This is a genomic window from Treponema sp. OMZ 790, from assembly GCF_024181285.1.
In the GTDB taxonomy this organism is placed as follows: domain Bacteria; phylum Spirochaetota; class Spirochaetia; order Treponematales; family Treponemataceae; genus Treponema_B.
Window position 1 is genome coordinate 1,005,111 of sequence record NZ_CP051201.1, and the last position, 16,662, is coordinate 1,021,772.

Sequence of the window (16,662 nt, forward strand, 5' to 3'; positions counted from 1 at the left end):
TTGCATAGGGTTGCTCAAGCTATGTGCTTAGGAGATCTTTTAATGAGGGTGCTTTACCGCACCCGGCCCTACGAAAAGGTTCCCGGTTCTGCAAACGATATATAAAAATATGCCGTCCTTATCAAAGATGCTCTAAAAAATGTCTTCTAAAAATATAAGGAAATTATAAACGGCATTGTAAGCGAGTTTGATAATCTACCCTTAAAAATATACGAAAACCGAGGGTCGGCGTAGTAGGGGAAATATTGGTTACCCCACCCCGCAGCCAATAACGATATTTTTAGTACAATCGAGAGGGAAGGAGCGGAATGTGTCGTCCCTGATCTTTAGACTTCTTCCTTTATTCTTCCGTTTCGGGTATCTATCACAATACCTATCTCGATTACTCGTTTAAAAACGATTCATTGCAATTTACAATCTGGGTCATAGAAAGATACAGAAAGCCGATTAAAAAGCTTTAAAGCGAAGCAAGCGTTTTACTCCCTGACAGCATATACAGATTAGCCGATTCTGTAGACGGAATTTGCAGCTGGGTAACGTTACGGGAGAAGGCTGGTTCTTGACAGCCGAAATGATAGAGCTCATTCATTCGGGAGTTTCAAATATTGCCTGCGTGCAGCCATTTGCCTGCCTCCCTAATCACGTAACCGGAAAGGGAATGATAAAGGAATTGCGCCGCCGCTATCCCGAGGCAAATATTTCTGCCATCGACTTCGACCCCGGAGCCAGCGAGGTAAATCAGCTCAACCGCTTAAAACTCCTCCTGGCCAATGCCAAACCCGGCCTCCACCCCGATGAAACAAAGTGAGAAGTCCTTTGTACTTTTTCTCCCTTCTTGACACTAAACTTTTATTTTAGTATAATTTTAACTTATAATAATAAGGAGTTTACTTTGACAAGAGATTTAGAGTATTAAAGGAATTTATCTTGCTCCTTACATGCAGGTTGCTACTGCCTTAATCGGAAAGGCCCGTCATGCAGGAGGAAATATGTTCCGGCATCAGGTAGATACTATGGGCATTCTTATAGACTACGGGTACATCGACAGTGTTCTTTTTAAAGCTTCGCTAATCCATGACGTTATCGAAGATATTGAAGATTTTAATGTAAACGAAATTTTAAATATCGATTCCGAGTCGGGACAGGTTTATGAGCTTGTTTTGGAAGTTACCAAAAAAGGGTCAAGAAAAGTCGGAGTATCTAAAAACATAATAAAAACAAATCCGAAAAGGCTAAAATTTTAAAATGTGCCGACAGAATAAGCAATATGATAAGTTTGGTTTTGTGACGGATCCCGAATTTATTGAACGCTATTGCAATGAGACGGAGCTCTATATTTTCCCATAGCTTTGAAGTTAATTTTGAAATGTACAAGGAGCTTATGGCCTTGGTAGTTTCCCGCAGACAATATTTGGTTGAGTGCGGTTATCTTGAAGAAAGCGTGAAAAATGCAAAGCGCGTTAAAACAGTTAGGGAATAACGATAAACAGTTCACGGGGTATTTATGATTGAAATTCAAATGTTTCAAAGGCCTACGGCTCTTCAAAACAAAGGCTGTAGACGGAATTTCGGTAAACGTAAAAACGGCGAAATTTTCGGCTTTTAGGCCTAACGGAGCCGGAAAACAACTACAATTAAGATGATAACCGGAGTTCTTAATCCCGATTCCGGCTCAATAATGGTTGACGGCATAAACATAGCCGATGACCCTATGGAAGCAAAAAGAAGAATCGGCTATGTTACCGATAACCCGGAGCTTTTTTCTCAGTTAAAGGCTGCCGAATACTTAAATTTTATAGGCGACGTTTATGGAGTACCCGCCGATATAAGACAAGAAAGAATAGAGCGTTATACCAAACTTTTCGGCATAAATGAAGCCTTAAACGGGAGCATAGGCAGCTTTTCCCACGGAATGAAGCAAAACTTTGGTTACCGGAAGCCTCTTATCCGATCCTCCTGTCTGGATCTTGGATGAACCGATGGTCGGTTTGGATCCCAAATCTGCCTTTTCTTTAAAAGAAATTATGAGAGAAAGAGCAGACGCAGGAAAGGTCGTTTTCTTTTCGACCCACGTTATGGAAGTAGCCGAAAACTTTGCGACAGGCTTGCAATCATAAATACAGGTAAAATTATGTTTGAAGGCTCTTTACAGGAGTTGCGTGAAAAGAGGCGAAAACGCTTCTCGAAAAGCTTTTGGAGCTTGTTGAGGATAAGTCATCTTCAATTTGAAAATGCAGAAGCCTAAAGAGAGTTAAAAATTATGAAAGTTTTTTAGATTGGTTAAAATTATTTGGCTTCGGTTTTAACTTTAAAAATTTAAGGCCCAAATCAAAAAGAAAAAGAAGGGTGATCAAACCGTTACAAGAAATTTGCTAAAGTGATAATTTGGTATGGCAATTCTATTTATCTTGGTTTTTGCGAATTTTGTTTATCTTCGGTTTTTTTCTCAACTTAAACTTTGATAAGGCATTAAATGTTAAATTTTGTTCTGTGGAGCGCATATCTTCAAAATTATCACCATCCGTTTCTTTATCATGTTTCTTATTGCCGTATCGCTTGCAGGGGCGGAGGATGAACCCTGCCTGACATATACACCTTCCGGTCTTAAACCTTTTTAGCAAGATAATAGGGGCGGTTGCTGCCTCTTTGAACGGTAATTTTGATTATTGCCTTCCCTGTTCTTGTATTATTTTATAATTAACAAACATTGTTATATCAGGTCTGATTGAATCTCTTATCATATTACTAAGCCGGAGCATTGAATCATCAATATCTTTTAGCCCTGCGATTGTGCCGTCATCCTTGACACCGGCATAGACTGTTCCGCCCTTGCAATTTGCAAATGCGATAATCGCTTTTTTGATGTTTTCATCGATAGTTTCTTTGAGTTCTAAGATTTCACTTTCTTTGAAAAATCAATTTATACCTTCCTTTGTAGGCAAACTTGTACTTGGGTATATTATAACTTGTTTTATGTTTCTCGTCAAGTATTTTTGGGGAGAACTGACGAGAATGAGGAGAACTGACGAGAATGGGGAGAATAGTTTTAGGCTACTCCCACTCAATCGTAGCCGGCGGCTTTGAGGTTATGTCGTAGACTATTCTGTTGATGCCGCTTACCTCATTTATGATACGGGAAGAAACCTTGTCCAGTACCTCGTAAGGGATGCGTACCCAGTCGGCTGTCATAAAATCCGAGGTCTTTACTGCACGCAGGGCGAGGGTATAGTCGTATGTTCTAAAGTCTCCCATAACGCCGACCGTCTTTGTGGAGGTAAGCACGGCAAAATACTGGCTTAAATCTTTTTTTATGTCTGCCCGTTCAAGTTCGCTTCGCCAGACAGCATCGGCTTCACGCAGAATATCGAGCTTTTCTTCGGTTATCTCGCCCATGATTCTTATGGCAAGACCGGGGCCGGGAAGGGTTGGCGGTGTACCAGATAATCGGGGAGGCCGAGCTCCGTGCCTAACTTTCTTATTTCGTCCTTAAAGAGAGTTTTAGAGGTTCAATCAATGACTTAAAACTTATGTGATCGGGAAGGCCTCCTACATTGTGATGGCTCTTTATAACGGCAGAACTCTTTGGCTCCGCTTTCAACTATATCTGCATAAATTGTGCCTTGGGCAAGGAAGTCCACGGTTCCGATTTTTGGCTTCTTCTTCAAAACGCGGATAAACTCTTCACCGATTATCTTGCGTTTTTTCGGGATCCGAAACGCCTTTTAGTTTTCCTAAAACGGCTTTCCGCATTTACTCGGATAAAGTTCATCGGAGCATCTCTAAAGGCTGCCTCTACCTCATCTCCCTCGTTTTGCGCATAAGGCCGTGATCCACAAAGATACAGGTTTTTCCACAGCCTTGTTTAAAAGGGCTGCAAGCACCGAAGAATCTACTCCGCCTGATAGAGCTAAAAGCACCTTGCCGTCACCGACCGTATTTTTTACATCTTTTATTGCTTCGGCCAAAAAGCTTTTCATGTTCCAATCGCCCTTGGCTCCGCATACATTGTATAAAAAGTTTTTGATTATATTTTGACCTTCTTCGGAATGTTCAACCTCGGCATGGAATTGAATACCGTAAAGCTTTTTTTCCTTGTTTGCCATGGCTGCATTTTTTGTGTTTGCCGTTTGAGCTGCCGAGACAAAGCCTTCAGGCAGACGGGAAACACAGTCTACATGGCTCATCCAAACCGAAGATTTATCCTTTATGTTTTTAAAGAGCGGAAAAGCTGTGTCGAATTTTGTTATGGTTTTGCCGAATTCTCTTTTTAAGCTTTTTTCGGCCTTTCCGCCGAGGCAATGAGCCATGGCCTGCATACCGTAACAGATGCCTAAAATCGGAATACCTAATTCAAAAATTTCTTTGGGGGCAGGGGAGCATTTTCTTCATAAACGCTGTTAGGTCTCGCCCGTAAAAATAATACCTATCGGCTTATTTTCTTTATGTAATCAAGGGTCTTTGAGGCTCTGACAATATCCGAATAAACATTTAGGTCGCGTACCCGCCTTGCTATGAGCTGATTATATTGACCGCCGAAATCCACAATTAAAATCTTTTCCGTAATCTTCATAAGAATCATTTTAGCCGATGAGTCTTTTTTTCAAGATGTATATATCTTCAATTGACTTATGATAATGATTGTGTTATACTTTTTTTAACGAGGTATAAAAATGTTTTTAAACAGTGTCGCCATCCGCACGGATGAAATGGAAAAATCACTTGAGTTTTATGAAAAAGTGCTCGGATTTACTTTTAATTATATGATGTCGGCCGCTCCCGGAAAAAGAATTGCCTTTTTGACGGATCCCGACAGCGGAATGAATCTTGAACTTATCAGTCATGAAGTTCCAAAAGCTCACAACGGCAGCCGCCTTTCTCTTACCGTTCAGGTAGACCAGATAAGCGAGGCTGAAAAATATTTAAAAGCCAATAATGTCCGCATTACGGCTCCTCCAAGAACCGTAAAGGACGGTAAAAAAATCTTAACCGCAGTAGATCCCAACGGGGTTGAAATAGACTTTATAGAATTTAAAAAAGAAAACGAATAAAGGACTTATTATGATTAAGACTGTAAAAGATATAAACTTAAAAGATAGACGTGTCATAATGCGTGTCGATTTTAATGTTCCGATGAAAGACGGAGTAGTGCAGGATGATACCCGAATCAGGGCCGCCCTTCCTACAATAAAATATATACTCGAACAAGGCGCAAGATCTCTTGTTTTGATGAGCCATTTGGGCGATCCTGCAAAAGATACAAAAAAAGCCAAGGAAAAGGCCGAAAAAGACGGAAAAGCTTTTGATGAAGATGCCTATGTCGCCGGAAAGCACAGGATGAAGCCCGTAGCCGAATACTTATCCGATCTTCTCAAACTTCCCGTGGATTTTGCTCCTTCATGCATGGGGCAGCTTGAAAAGGTAAAATCCCTTCCACAAGGCGGGATTTTAATGCTTGAAAACACCCGCTTCCACAAAGAAGAAACCTCAAAGGAAAAGGCCGAACAGCAAATCTTGGCAAAAGAACTCAGCCTTTACGGAGATGTGTTTGTAAATGATGCTTTCGGAACTGCTCACCGCTCCCATGCTTCTACAGCCGAAATTTCGAACTTCCTAAATGTTCGTGTCGCAGGTTTTCTCATGGAAAAGAAATTAAATATCTTGAACCCATGTTAAATAATCCTGCAAAGCCGATGACTGCAATTATAGGCGGCGCAAAGGTTTCTTCCAAGATTGGTTTTAGAAAGCCTTTTAAAAAATGCCTCTTCTTTAATAATCGGAGGAGGAATGGCCTATACTTTTTTAAAGGTTCAAGGAAAAAAAATAGGGAAATCCTTGTTTGAAGAGGATTTTATAGATACGGCTAAAAATCTTCTGGATGAGGCTGAAAAGCAGGGTGTAAAAATAATTTTACCCATCGATCATATATGTTCTGAAACTTTTTCGCCTAATGCTGAGGCTGTTCTAATAGATACATCCGATATTCCCGATAATCTTATGGGAATGGATGTAGGACCCAAAACTCTGGCTCTTTATAAAGATATTGTATCTTCATCAAAGTCTATTGTTTGGAACGGCCCTGTCGGTGTTTTTGAGTTTGAATCCTTTGCAAAGGGAACCGAAGAAACTGCCCGTCTTGTAGCATCCGTAACCGAAAAAGGAGCTGTTACAATTGTGGGCGGAGGCGATTCCGTAGCTGCCGTCAACAAATTTAATCTGTCCGATAAGATGAGCCATGTGTCTACCGGAGGCGGAGCTTCTCTCGAATTCCTTGAAGGGAAAATTCTGCCGGGTATTGCTTGTCTTGACAGTGTATAGGTTTTAATGAGTTATAAGACGAATAAGAAGCCCTTTTTTGATTTTCTCTTAAGTTTGCTTTGTCTGAAAGCCTTTTCTGCAGGAGTTTCGGTTACCGATGCTGCAGGAAAGCTAGATCTTGATATTTCGTGGGATCCCTTTCGCAAGAATTGATTTTATGAAAAATAATTCTCAAGTGAGCTGTAAAGTAGGGGAAAGTCTTATAGTATTCGATAACGGAAAAGCCGAATTTACATATCCTCCGTATCAAAAAGACGGACTTACCTTCATAAGCGGTGAAATGTATAAAAAACTTGAAACGTTTTTTGCAGTTCCTCAAAAAGAAACAAAATATAGGGTAGGGGTTATTTTGATAGATCCGGGGCATGGAGGCAAAGATCCCGGTTGCGTCGGTTCATACACCGAAAATAACAAAACAATAGTAGTCCATGAAAAAACGGTTGCTTTAAAGGTAAGCCTTGACCTTTACAAGATGTTAAAAAAAGCTTATCCCGATAAAAAAATTCTTTTAACCAGAAATAAAGATGTCTATCCTACCCTCGAAGACAGGGTAAATATGGCAAATTCCGTAAAACTTAAGAAAAATGAAAGTATTCTCTATGTTTCGGTCCATGTAAATGCTTCTCTTAACTCAAGAGCTTCAGGTTTTGAAGTTTGGTATCTTCCGCCTGAATATCGGCGTGAAGTAGTCGATAAAAAAACTGTCCCCAAAGAAATACATTCTATCTTAAATTCGATGATGGAAGAAGAATTTACAATGGAAAGTATCTTGATGGCTCAAAACATTTTGGACGGGTTGGATGCTCAAATCGGAAAAAAGAGTCCGAAACGGGGCATACGCGAGAACCAATGGTTTGTGGTAAGGAATGTAAAAATGCCTAGTGTTTTAATCGAGTTGGGTTTTATCAGCAATAAAACGGAAATTAAGCTTTTAAATTCACCCGACTACTTGAAAAAATGCTCGCTTGGCATATATAATGGACTTTCGGCTTTTATAAGCAATTTTGAAAACAATTAATCGGAGTATGGAATGAATTACATAAAAACAAAGATCGTTTTAGCTTTTTTATTACTATTGATAATAGGAACTGTACTTTTTACATCTGTTCTAAATAAAAAACATGACCGCTATGTTCTTTTTTTTAAAAATTCCATAACAGGTAAGGTAGATACCGAAATACGCTATGTTCCGGTACAAAATATAAAGGAACCCGAAGCCGCTTTTTTTGAAGAATTGATGCTCGGTCCCGTAAATCATCATTGTTTTTCCTTTATTCCGGCCGGTTCCAAACTTTTGTCTTGTTTTGTGAAAGAAGGCATTTTATATGCAGATCTGCCTGCTTCTTTTATTGATGGAATAAAGGAAGAATTGGATTCCGAGGAAATCCGGAAACTTTTGCAAAAAAATATATTTACAAACTGTAAACATTTAAAAGCTGCCTATATTTTTGCAGAAGGTACCGAGATTTACGAATTATTAAAAAAATAACGTCAAAAATGAAGAAAAAGTGTTGACAAAATTGAATTATTACGTATACTTATAGTAACAGGGCATAAATTAAGTGCATAAAAGGAGTTTTTGAATGAAAAAAACATTTATACTTGTAGCTATGGCATTCCTTTTGATGGGTGCCGTTGCGGTTGCTGAAGAAGCGATTATTATTGATTTCGCGCTGTTGAATGCCGATATCATTGCAAATGATGCAGGCAAGATGACTCAAAACCGACGAACCGTTATGGATTACGGTCAAGCTGCCGGTGCCTCTTACACTGAGGAACAAAAGCTTTGATGAGATCATCTTTGGCCATTGAGCAGTGGAAGTAAAATTAAATTCTTCTGCTAGGAACCCTCTTTCTGTTGCTACTTCAACAGTTAAAGAAGCTGAAGTAAGAGCTGAAGGCGATAAATCTGCAGGTCAGAAGTTGATGGGTGTACGCATCTTGTTCCCGACTTGGACAAACAATGCCAATGCAGAAATTAGACCCGGATTTTAATTCCTGCTTACGAAAAATGGCTCAAGTTGACGATCAGGGTAACTTACAGGAACCCACTGAAGAGGATAAGGCTTCAGGAAAATCAAGATTTGAAGAAGGCTACGGTGTTGTTCGAAATACCGGCGTTATCAAATCAATTGCCGTAAATACTTATGGTATGAACTTCCCCCATGGTCTTTATGTTCTTCTCAGAGATCAGAACAACGAAGTAAAAAGATACTTCATGGGTTATCTTTTGTTTGACGGTTGGAAAGAGCTCGTTTGGAACAACCCTGCCTATATTGCACATGTAAAGGCCAGAGAGTTGAGACTTTATCCTGTTTATCCTGTTTCTCTTCCCCATGTTGCTTTCGAAGGTTTCTTAATTACCAGAGATGCAGCTCATGACGGAGGCGATGCTATCGCATACTTCAAAGATGTTAAAATCATTTATGACAAAGCAGTATTGACAACAGTACGTGACTTTGCTGATGAAGATCTTTGGGGTATTCAGACCGAAAGAGAAATGAAACGAAAGAAGATTGAAGTTGAAAAATTCGGACATGTTCAGGTTTTAAGATTCCTCGAACAAGAGAAACTTGCTACCGAAGAAGGTTTTACACCCTCTGAAGGTTCCGAAAAGAAACAACAATAAGTTTTAAAAATTAGCATAAGCGGTCGAGATAATGACTCGGCCGCTTTTGTTTGATGTCCTGTTAGGTTTTACCAAAATATGTTGTCTGAAGATATTCCTTGGCTCCCTAAAAAAGAGAAATTGAGGGAGATGTATTCTTCTTATGTGCCTCATTTAAATGTTTTGATAGTGCGCATAGAAGAGTTTTTGCGTTCTATTGTTAAAATAGCTTCTGCACCCACATATAAGACAAGGGTAAAAAGTTTTAACAGTTATTATCTGAAACTGTTGAAATTTCCGCCCAAAAGTGATACGTCCGATTTACCTGTCCTCACAGATATTATGGGGGTCAGGATCATATGTCCTTTTTTACAGGATATAAATGAAGTTGAAACTATTTTACTAAAGAAATTTAAAGTAATAGAAGTAGAGCGCAAAGGTTCGGAAAGGACTTTTAGAGAATTCGGATATGAATCTGTTCATTTTTTGCTCGAAATACCCGAGGAATTTAAGGTAGGCCTTGTATTACCTAAAAATTTAATCTTTGAAATCCAGCTTAGAACAATTCTTCAAGATGCTTGGGCAGAGGTTGAACATGAGCTGGTATATAAGTCGGAGTTTTCTCCCTTTGATCAACCCCTAAAAAGAAAGCTTGCTTCGATAAACGCAAGTTTGAGTTTGGCTGATATTATTTTTCAGGAAATTCGCGATTATCAAAACAAGCTTAATACTGAACTTGAAAAGAGACGCTTTGAATTTTATTCGATGGCTGACGAATATACGGCAAAGGTTTTGCCTGAAACCGATATTGTTCAGCATGATAATTTAGAGCATAGCGGAGAATTGAAGGTTGCCGAAACAATAGACGATTTGATTTTGGCCGCGATTGAAGCCCATAATCAAAATCTTTTTGATAAGGCAGAAAAAATTTATACAAAAATAATCGAGCAAAACCCGAATGATGTTGTCCTTTCGGTCGTATTTAAGCATAGGGGAATGGCGTATTTTGCTCAAGCTGACTATGAAGATGCTTATAAAGATTTTTTGCAGAGTTGTAAATACAATCCTGCTAACTTTCGATCTCTTTACTATGTAGGAATAGCTTTAACTCTCTTAAATAGAGATGATGAAGCTATCGAGTATTTTACAAAATCGCTTGAAATCAATAAGTTTCAAGCTCATGTTTATTTTAGGCGAGCATTGTCCTATTTTAAATTGGCCTTGTATCCTGAAGCTGCCAAAGATTTAGATTCCGCCTCGGATCTTGGCTTGGCTGAAGAAGATGCAAAAAAATTGCGCATAGCTATTGCAAAAAAAATTGATATGGTGTAATCTAAGCGGCTGTATTATGTCATATACAATAACTATAGTTTTAAATTAATTACGGAGGTACCTTAAATGAAAAATCGATCTGCGATTAAAAGACATAACCAGAGTGAAGTTCGCCGAATGCGAAACCGCTCTGCAAAGAGTGAAGTACGTACAACAGCAAGAAAGTATACTGAGGCTGTTCATGCCGCTAATGCAGAAACTGCCGCAGCCTTACTTCGCGAGCTTTCCAGTCAGCTTGATTCGGCAGCCAGAAAGGGAATTTTAACAAAGAATTCGGCAGCCCGCAAAAAGTCAAGAATGCAGCTCTTGTATAATGCTTCATTTGCAGCAAAATAAAAATGAAGGAAAACCGCAAAACCTATCCGGTATTGCGGTATTTTTTTATAATTTAAAAAGATGAAAAAAAAACTGTCGAAGGTAGACATAATAGATTCCGTTTATAGAAATAATCCTCAATATCAACTTAAGCAGATTACAGGTATAACAAATCTGTTTTGGAGGAATTGTCTCTTCTTTGAAAAAGGGAACTCCCATAGAAATACGAGGTTTAGGTTCTTTTGATTTTGTGGTTTTACACGGAAAAAAAAATGCCCGAAATCCTAAAACAGGAGAAAGAGTTTTGACCGCTGACAGGTGTAAAATAAGGTTTAAGCCGGGAAAAGAACTTAAAGAGGCTCTCCTTAAATTAAATACAAAAGAGTTTTAGGATAATGAAAAATAAACACATTTCTTTTTTTATAAATCTTTTACTCGCCCTTTTTGGAGCTATTCTCTTTGCCCTATCTCATCCCAATTATTTATGCTTAAACGGATTCAGTTTTTTAGCTTACATAGCCCTTATTCCGTTTTTTTTATTGATTAAAAGAACCCGTCTTAAATTTTCATTTTTTTGGGGAGCATTTTCGGGAGCTCTTTCATATTTTATTTTTAATTTTTGGATAATGTTTTTTCATCCTATTGCGATTTATGTAATTATTGCAAAATACTCCGTAATGTATTCGATTTTATTTTTTATGTTAAAAATAATCGATTCTTATCTTCCGAAATACGGTTTTATTTTTCAAACGATAGTATGGGTGTCCTTTGAGTATCTAAGTACTTTAGGCTTTTTGGGTTATTGTTACGGTATAATGGGCTATAGTCAATGGCGCTTTTCCGTCTTAATCAGAGTATCTTCCATATTTGGAGTTTGGGGAATTTCTTTTTTGGTTATTTTCTTTTCAGCTTGTACGGCTGCAATAATTTTTGATTTTTTTAAAGAAAGAAAGGTTTGGCCGGTTTTTAAAAAATATAACTTGCCTATGATGATTTGGCTGGGAACATTTTTCGCTTTTATTTTATACGGAATTTTTACAAAGATAAATCTTTCAGAAATTCCAAAAACAAAGATTGCTCTTGTCCAGCCTAATAGAGACCCATGGCTTGGAAATTTGGAAGTTTATAGAAATAATTATGAAGAACTGAAAGATTTATCTGAAAAAGCCATAAAATATTTTCCTGATTTGGAATTAGTAGTTTGGCCGGAAACTGCTTTTATTCCCATGATAAGATGGCATTATAAATACACCTCAACCTCTAATCCCAATTCTCTTTTGGTGCGGGAATTACTGCATTTTTTGGATAATCAAAAAGTTTCTTTTTTAATAGGAAATGATGAAGGTGTTTTGGATAAAAAATTTTTAGATAACAATTTTGATGATCTTGAAGATAAGAGGCTTGACTATAATGCTGCCTTACTCTTTACTCCAAAAAAAAATGTTTTACCTCCTGAGCCTCAAGTATACCGAAAAAGACACTTGGTTCCGTTTACGGAACATTTTCCTTATCAAAAACTTTTTCCCGGTATTTATCGATTCTTAAAAGAAAATGATACTCATTTTTGGGAAAAAGGAGATAAAGCAAATCTTCTTGAGTTTAATCATTTAAAAATCGGAGTGCCAATTTGTTTTGAGGATACCTTCGGCTATATTTCAAGGGATTTTTCAAAAAACGGTGCAAATATCATAATTAATCTTACAAATGATGCTTGGGCAAGAAGCCTTGTAAGCCAATACCAGCATTTGGCTATGGCCGTTTTTAGATCTGCGGAAAATCGCATACCCGTATTGCGGGCTGCAAGTTCCGGTCAAACGGCTTTTATCGATCAAAACGGCAGCATAAAAAAAATGGCGGCTCCGTTTACAAAGGACATTTTAATTGCAGATGTACCCGTCTTGACAGAAGGATATAAAACGGTTTACTCTTATTTTGGTGATTTTTTCGGAGTATTTTGCACAATAGGTTCAATTATGATTTTGTGCTTTATCATAGTGAATAAATTTATCGAGAAAAATTCGGAGGTTAAATGAAACGGAATAATAAATATAAAGAAAAGAATGTGACGGTTTTAGGTAAAGAAACCGTTTTTGACGGAGTGATGAAATTTTCTGAAAGTTTGCAAATTGAAGGTAAATTTATCGGTGCCATAGATTCTCAAGGTTCTTTACATGTGTCAAAAAGTGCCGATTGCAGAGTTCAGTATGTAAAGGCTGCTTCTATTACCGTTGAAGGCTCTGTTGTCGGGCCTTTCTGCTGCCGATAAAGTTGATTTAAAATCCGGATGTTCCGTTAAAGGCGATATTACAGCCGGGAAGTTAAGAATAGCCGACAAGGTTTCTTTTGAGGGCTCTGTCAGAATGATTAAAAATACCGGTGTTCCCGAAAAACACTTTTTTTCGATAAAGTCGGAGCAGCTTAAAGAACAGCTTAGCCGTCAATAATTTAAAAGCTTTTAAGGTAAAGCTGAGTGATTGATTTTGAACTTGTAAAAAGAGTTTTTTTTGTTCTAAAAGAAAGAGACATAAAACTTATAACCTGCGAATCATTGACCGGAGGTTTAATATCTTCGGAGTTTACAAAAATTCCGGGTGCGTCCGAAGTTCTTTGGGGCGGCTATGTGGTATATACGCCTCAGGCAAAAATTGAACTTTTAGATGTAGACCCTATGATTTTAAAAAACTTCGGCCTTGTGAGTGCTCAAACCGTAGAAGCCATGAACTTGGGAGCCGTTAATACGTTTTAGCGGCTTCTTCCGTCTGATTTCTGTAGTTTCTATTGCCGTAAGCGGAGCGGCCGGCCCTTCGAGTCTTGAAGGCCATCCGGCCGGAACTGTATATGTGTCTTCTGCTCTTTTTGATTCTAAAAACTTGAATTTTAAAATTCAAAACGGTTTAAAAAAAGTCGAAAAATCTTCTCTTTTATTTGATACTCATTTTTATAAATTTTCGGGTTCAAGGGATGAGGTGAGAGAACAAACTTTAAATAAAGCTTTTTTACATGTTCTATCATTGATAAAAAATTGATAATCATACACAAGTTATGAAAAAGATAAGACTTTATACAAGACAAGATATTCGTTCGTTAAAAGAAATTGAAGAATTAGGATGTTTTACAAATAAAATTTCTTATGTTAAAGAACAGTTTGATGATATGTCGGATTATATTTTAGATTGTTATAAATATTTTGTAAAAGAAGCTTCTACGCGCGTTACAAAAGCTGAAAATGTAGAACTTCCGGTGTGGTGTTCAATAAGCAACGAAAATTGTCTTCATCCGATTGAAAATACTATTGTTTATGTTTTGGATGTACCTGAAGACGAAGTTATTTATTTTGACGGTACAAAATGGGATTATGTTTTAAATCACCATTATATTCCTTTGGATGAAGAGGATCATAAAAGTTACAAGGCTCATTTAAAAGAAAGAGGTTTTGATAACGGTTTTGAATTTTTTACCGGGAAATATAAGGGAAAATTTCCGCAAGAAGTTAAAATAATCATGGACAGTTGGACAAGAATTTTTGATATTGATGAATGGAATATTTTTAAAGTTCAGGCAAATATCTGGCAGATTAAAAAAGAATGGATAAAAACTATAGTGAATATCGGAGAACCTATTCCGTAATTTTTTTGTTTTAATATACATGAAAAAAAGAACGGCAGCTTCTATTAGAAACTGCCGTGATTTTAAGTGTTGAACTGAAATTATAAATATGGAATACTGTTTTTCGTAAGACTCCTCCAAGTCTTTTATTCGTAAGGAATAACCTCAGTTCTCCACAAAATCATAAAATGAATAGCAGTGTCCTCGTACTTTGTTCCCTTGTACACATCCAATATCGTAATCTTAACATCTTCTTGTTCCGGCAAAAGCTTATATCGACAGTTTGAGGATGAGGCGTATCTTTTACGGTAATTCTTTTCTTTCCGCTTTTAACACCCTCAACAGATATTTTTTTAATCCTTCCGTTTTCATCATAAAGCTTAGGGTTTGAAGCTGAAATATAACCGTTCATCAAGAGGATGTATTTATCATCACTATTTTTCCATGTTTTTATAACAAAGGATTCTCCTATACCCCAACCGTCTACTCCTTCTACCCAAGGAGTATCTTGGTTCATATCAGATAGGTTTTCTATCTTGTACTCTCTTTTTTCTTTTTTTGTTTCTTCAACAAGATGTGAATTTACATTTTCATAATTGAATAAAGGATACTCTCCTGTTCCTCCCATAGGAAATCTTGTAAAAAAATCTGATGCTTCTTCACCATTGAGTGCAGGCAACATGCCCAGGCCTATAACAGCGTCCTCATTTTCTCCCCAAGCTTTTTTTGCCAAGCCCGTTAAAAGCATAAACTTATTGCCTAAATATTCTTTTGATTCGGGATCAAGATTTGCATATAGGTCTTCAGGCATGTCCGCATTCAATTCGAATAGAGGAAAGCGGCCTACGTACTTTTTTTTTGTACTTGTAGATTTTTTTTACCTCTTGCTCTTTTGAATTATACCAGCTTATCTCAATCATGTTTCCTTTTTGGAATTCGATAAAATAAGCAACAGGAGGTCCATCCGTATATCCGAAGCCTGCCAAATCAAAGTTTTGCCCTATTGCAAAACTACCCATAATTAAAAAAAGACACAAAAGTGAAGTTTTTTTTAATAAACCGATCTTTCTTTCTAAAAACATTTTCGTTTCTCCTTACTGTTTTATATATGAATAGAAAAGCCCTAAAATCTTACCATTTTTCTTATCGGGAAGCCAAATATCAAGTTGTGTATTTCCTATATTTTTATTATAAAATTTTACTATTATAGAAATATCATTTTTTTTAGGCTCCATAACGGTAAACTCCAGTTTCTTGTTTTTAATCTTTTTAATAATTTGTGAGTATGTATCATTTCTTTCGATAATAAGCCCTTTTATATCAACCTTATGAAAAATCTCAAGATCGAAACCTATATGTTCGAAAATGCCGTCATTGGTTAGAGTAATTATAAATCCATCATCCTCATACATAATATTGAATCTTCCGGGTGTATGTTTGTAAAATGTCGGCTTACCGAATTTCTTTTCAATATCTTTTTTGCTAAGTACCGAATTAAATTTGAATTCTTTTCCCTGCACTATAATGGTGCCATCGGCGATTTTAACTTCACTGATATCATTTGAATATATTTGTATTAAAAAAATACAAAACAAAGCACAAATAAAAATATTATTTTTTCTTTTTAAAAACATTTTCTTTATCTCCTTATAATGAATATTTTATTCATGAATAAGATCCATATACAGTGCTGTGGCCATGAGTACAGGCTGCCTTCCAGACTCAGCACATATAATTGTTATATTTACTTTTCCGAATTTTTTGCTGATAAAGTCCATATCTATCATGGGATTAGTACCTTCTTTTTCATAAAGATTGTATGTGATTTTAAGAGCCTTTATTTTTTTTTGGATACTATTATATGTATCATCCGGTCTTATTTCTAGATCATATATTACAATCGGATCCGTATCTTCATTTGTTATAAAAAATTCAAATCCGCAAAAATAATTTTGACGGTCAAACATGAATATCAATCTTTCCTCTTTATAAATAACCTCAGAAGTTTTGCCTTATCTGCAACTCCAAAGCTTTACCTATTTTTGCTTCCAAGTCTTTTAACGTATATTTTTACCCGGAATTAACTTTTGATTTCTAAATATAAAGGGAGCATCATTGACTATGAACTTTGCCTTTTCTGCCGCACTAAGAGCTGATGCAAAACTACCTACAACTAACAAAAGGCATAAAATGCACTTTTTCGATAAACCGATTTTTCTTTTTAATAACATTTTCTTTTCTCCTTGTAAAAGTTTTAATTAGTTTTTAAATCATGCATATTTTTAGCGACAGCTTAATCCACATACCAAAGGCTTACATATGTTACTTCTTGTTTATTTGAAGTTGAACAATAAATTACTAAGAGAACATTTCCAATTTATTTTAAATCTAACTTTGAATTCAAGATCTCTATGATTTGCTTTATAAATAACATTAAAGTTTCTTTTGAGCTCTATTAGTTTTTTGACTATGCTTGAATGATTGTC

At 36.8% G+C, this 16,662-nt stretch carries 14 protein-coding genes and 8 pseudogenes; 16 read left to right on the top strand and 6 right to left on the bottom strand.

Annotation, left to right across the window (positions count from 1 at the left end; translation table 11 throughout):
- The first annotated feature begins 523 nt into the window (after positions 1-523).
- From E4O01_RS14810 to E4O01_RS04900, 4 genes and pseudogenes are all read left to right on the top strand, one after another.
- The gene (locus E4O01_RS14810; RefSeq protein WP_371922622.1) at positions 524-808 is read left to right on the top strand and encodes a hypothetical protein; all 285 of its coding nucleotides are present in this window, start codon (positions 524-526) and stop codon (positions 806-808) included.
- 84 nt (positions 809-892) lie between these two features.
- Positions 893-1,480, top strand: a pseudogene (locus tag E4O01_RS04890) (hypothetical protein).
- A gap of 159 nt (positions 1,481-1,639) precedes the next feature.
- Positions 1,640-1,975 (top strand): ATP-binding cassette domain-containing protein, encoded by a 336-nt coding sequence (locus E4O01_RS04895; protein ID WP_253730204.1) that lies wholly within the window; start codon positions 1,640-1,642, stop codon positions 1,973-1,975.
- Between the two features lie 4 nt (positions 1,976-1,979).
- Positions 1,980-2,117, top strand: coding sequence for a P-loop NTPase family protein (locus E4O01_RS04900; protein WP_253730205.1), 138 nt, complete (start codon positions 1,980-1,982; stop codon positions 2,115-2,117).
- A 546-nt stretch (positions 2,118-2,663) separates the two neighbouring features.
- On the opposite strand, the gene E4O01_RS14815 is transcribed toward E4O01_RS04900, so the two are convergent.
- Together E4O01_RS14815 and guaA are read right to left on the bottom strand one after the other, a co-directional pair.
- Positions 2,664-2,897: an AlbA family DNA-binding domain-containing protein gene (locus E4O01_RS14815; RefSeq protein ID WP_256484762.1), complete on the bottom strand. Its 234-nt coding sequence runs from the start codon at positions 2,895-2,897 to the stop codon at positions 2,664-2,666.
- 154 nt (positions 2,898-3,051) lie between these two features.
- A pseudogene (guaA, locus tag E4O01_RS14820) lies at positions 3,052-4,579 on the bottom strand (glutamine-hydrolyzing GMP synthase).
- A 91-nt stretch (positions 4,580-4,670) separates the two neighbouring features.
- Here guaA and E4O01_RS04925 point away from each other — a divergent pair.
- From E4O01_RS04925 to E4O01_RS04990, 12 genes and pseudogenes are all read left to right on the top strand, one after another.
- Positions 4,671-5,048 (top strand): VOC family protein, encoded by a 378-nt coding sequence (locus tag E4O01_RS04925; RefSeq protein ID WP_253694680.1) that lies wholly within the window; start codon positions 4,671-4,673, stop codon positions 5,046-5,048.
- A 10-nt stretch (positions 5,049-5,058) separates the two neighbouring features.
- Positions 5,059-6,315: pseudogene (pgk, locus tag E4O01_RS04930) on the top strand (phosphoglycerate kinase).
- Positions 6,316-6,321: 6 nt separating this feature from the next.
- Positions 6,322-7,333, top strand: a pseudogene (locus E4O01_RS04935) (N-acetylmuramoyl-L-alanine amidase).
- 12 nt (positions 7,334-7,345) lie between these two features.
- Positions 7,346-7,804 carry a GerMN domain-containing protein gene (locus tag E4O01_RS04940; RefSeq protein WP_253694683.1) on the top strand — a complete coding sequence of 153 codons (459 nt, stop codon included), beginning with the start codon at positions 7,346-7,348 and terminating at the stop codon, positions 7,802-7,804.
- Between the two features lie 94 nt (positions 7,805-7,898).
- A pseudogene (locus E4O01_RS04945) lies at positions 7,899-8,944 on the top strand (flagellar filament outer layer protein FlaA).
- A 78-nt stretch (positions 8,945-9,022) separates the two neighbouring features.
- Positions 9,023-10,255 carry a tetratricopeptide repeat protein gene (locus E4O01_RS04950; protein ID WP_253694685.1) on the top strand — a complete coding sequence of 411 codons (1,233 nt, stop codon included), beginning with the start codon at positions 9,023-9,025 and terminating at the stop codon, positions 10,253-10,255.
- 66 nt (positions 10,256-10,321) lie between these two features.
- On the top strand, positions 10,322-10,591 hold the full coding sequence (gene rpsT / locus E4O01_RS04955; protein ID WP_253694686.1) for a 30S ribosomal protein S20: 270 nt from the start codon (positions 10,322-10,324) through the stop codon (positions 10,589-10,591).
- Between the two features lie 178 nt (positions 10,592-10,769).
- On the top strand, positions 10,770-10,961 hold the full coding sequence (locus E4O01_RS04960; RefSeq protein ID WP_253730210.1) for an HU family DNA-binding protein: 192 nt from the start codon (positions 10,770-10,772) through the stop codon (positions 10,959-10,961).
- Between the two features lie 4 nt (positions 10,962-10,965).
- Positions 10,966-12,603 carry an apolipoprotein N-acyltransferase gene (gene lnt / locus E4O01_RS04965; protein WP_253730211.1) on the top strand — a complete coding sequence of 546 codons (1,638 nt, stop codon included), beginning with the start codon at positions 10,966-10,968 and terminating at the stop codon, positions 12,601-12,603.
- A pseudogene (locus E4O01_RS14825) lies at positions 12,600-13,014 on the top strand (polymer-forming cytoskeletal protein). Before lnt ends, E4O01_RS14825 begins: the two are co-directional and overlap by 4 nt.
- Positions 13,015-13,040: 26 nt before the next feature.
- Positions 13,041-13,596: pseudogene (locus E4O01_RS14830) on the top strand (CinA family protein).
- A gap of 16 nt (positions 13,597-13,612) precedes the next feature.
- Positions 13,613-14,197 carry a DUF3841 domain-containing protein gene (locus tag E4O01_RS04990; protein ID WP_253694691.1) on the top strand — a complete coding sequence of 195 codons (585 nt, stop codon included), beginning with the start codon at positions 13,613-13,615 and terminating at the stop codon, positions 14,195-14,197.
- 125 nt (positions 14,198-14,322) lie between these two features.
- Here E4O01_RS04990 and E4O01_RS04995 read toward each other — a convergent pair.
- The 4 genes and pseudogenes from E4O01_RS04995 to E4O01_RS05015 form a co-directional block, all read right to left on the bottom strand.
- A pseudogene (locus tag E4O01_RS04995) lies at positions 14,323-15,258 on the bottom strand (hypothetical protein).
- A gap of 12 nt (positions 15,259-15,270) precedes the next feature.
- The gene (locus E4O01_RS05005) at positions 15,271-15,810 is read right to left on the bottom strand and encodes a hypothetical protein (RefSeq protein ID WP_253694694.1); all 540 of its coding nucleotides are present in this window, start codon (positions 15,808-15,810) and stop codon (positions 15,271-15,273) included.
- Between the two features lie 27 nt (positions 15,811-15,837).
- Positions 15,838-16,152, bottom strand: a complete 315-nt coding sequence (locus E4O01_RS05010) for a hypothetical protein (RefSeq protein WP_253730217.1) — start codon at positions 16,150-16,152, stop codon at positions 15,838-15,840.
- 81 nt (positions 16,153-16,233) lie between these two features.
- Positions 16,234-16,407, bottom strand: coding sequence for a hypothetical protein (locus tag E4O01_RS05015; protein WP_253730218.1), 174 nt, complete (start codon positions 16,405-16,407; stop codon positions 16,234-16,236).
- Positions 16,408-16,662 lie beyond the last annotated feature (255 nt).

Excerpts from the sequence above, each read along its gene's own strand:
- E4O01_RS04895 (WP_253730204.1), top strand. The coding sequence starts at position 1,640 with ATGATAACCGGAGTTCTTAATCCCGATTCCGGCTCAATAATGGTTGAC.
- E4O01_RS04900 (WP_253730205.1), top strand. The coding sequence starts at position 1,980 with ATGGTCGGTTTGGATCCCAAATCTGCCTTTTCTTTAAAAGAAATTATG.
- E4O01_RS04925 (WP_253694680.1), top strand. The coding sequence starts at position 4,671 with ATGTTTTTAAACAGTGTCGCCATCCGCACGGATGAAATGGAAAAATCA.
- E4O01_RS04940 (WP_253694683.1), top strand. The coding sequence starts at position 7,346 with ATGAATTACATAAAAACAAAGATCGTTTTAGCTTTTTTATTACTATTG.
- E4O01_RS04950 (WP_253694685.1), top strand. The coding sequence starts at position 9,023 with ATGTTGTCTGAAGATATTCCTTGGCTCCCTAAAAAAGAGAAATTGAGG.
- rpsT (WP_253694686.1), top strand. The coding sequence starts at position 10,322 with ATGAAAAATCGATCTGCGATTAAAAGACATAACCAGAGTGAAGTTCGC.
- lnt (WP_253730211.1), top strand. The coding sequence starts at position 10,966 with ATGAAAAATAAACACATTTCTTTTTTTATAAATCTTTTACTCGCCCTT.
- E4O01_RS04990 (WP_253694691.1), top strand. The coding sequence starts at position 13,613 with ATGAAAAAGATAAGACTTTATACAAGACAAGATATTCGTTCGTTAAAA.
- E4O01_RS05005 (WP_253694694.1), bottom strand. The coding sequence starts at position 15,810 with ATGTTTTTAAAAAGAAAAAATAATATTTTTATTTGTGCTTTGTTTTGT.
- E4O01_RS05015 (WP_253730218.1), bottom strand. The coding sequence starts at position 16,407 with ATGTTATTAAAAAGAAAAATCGGTTTATCGAAAAAGTGCATTTTATGC.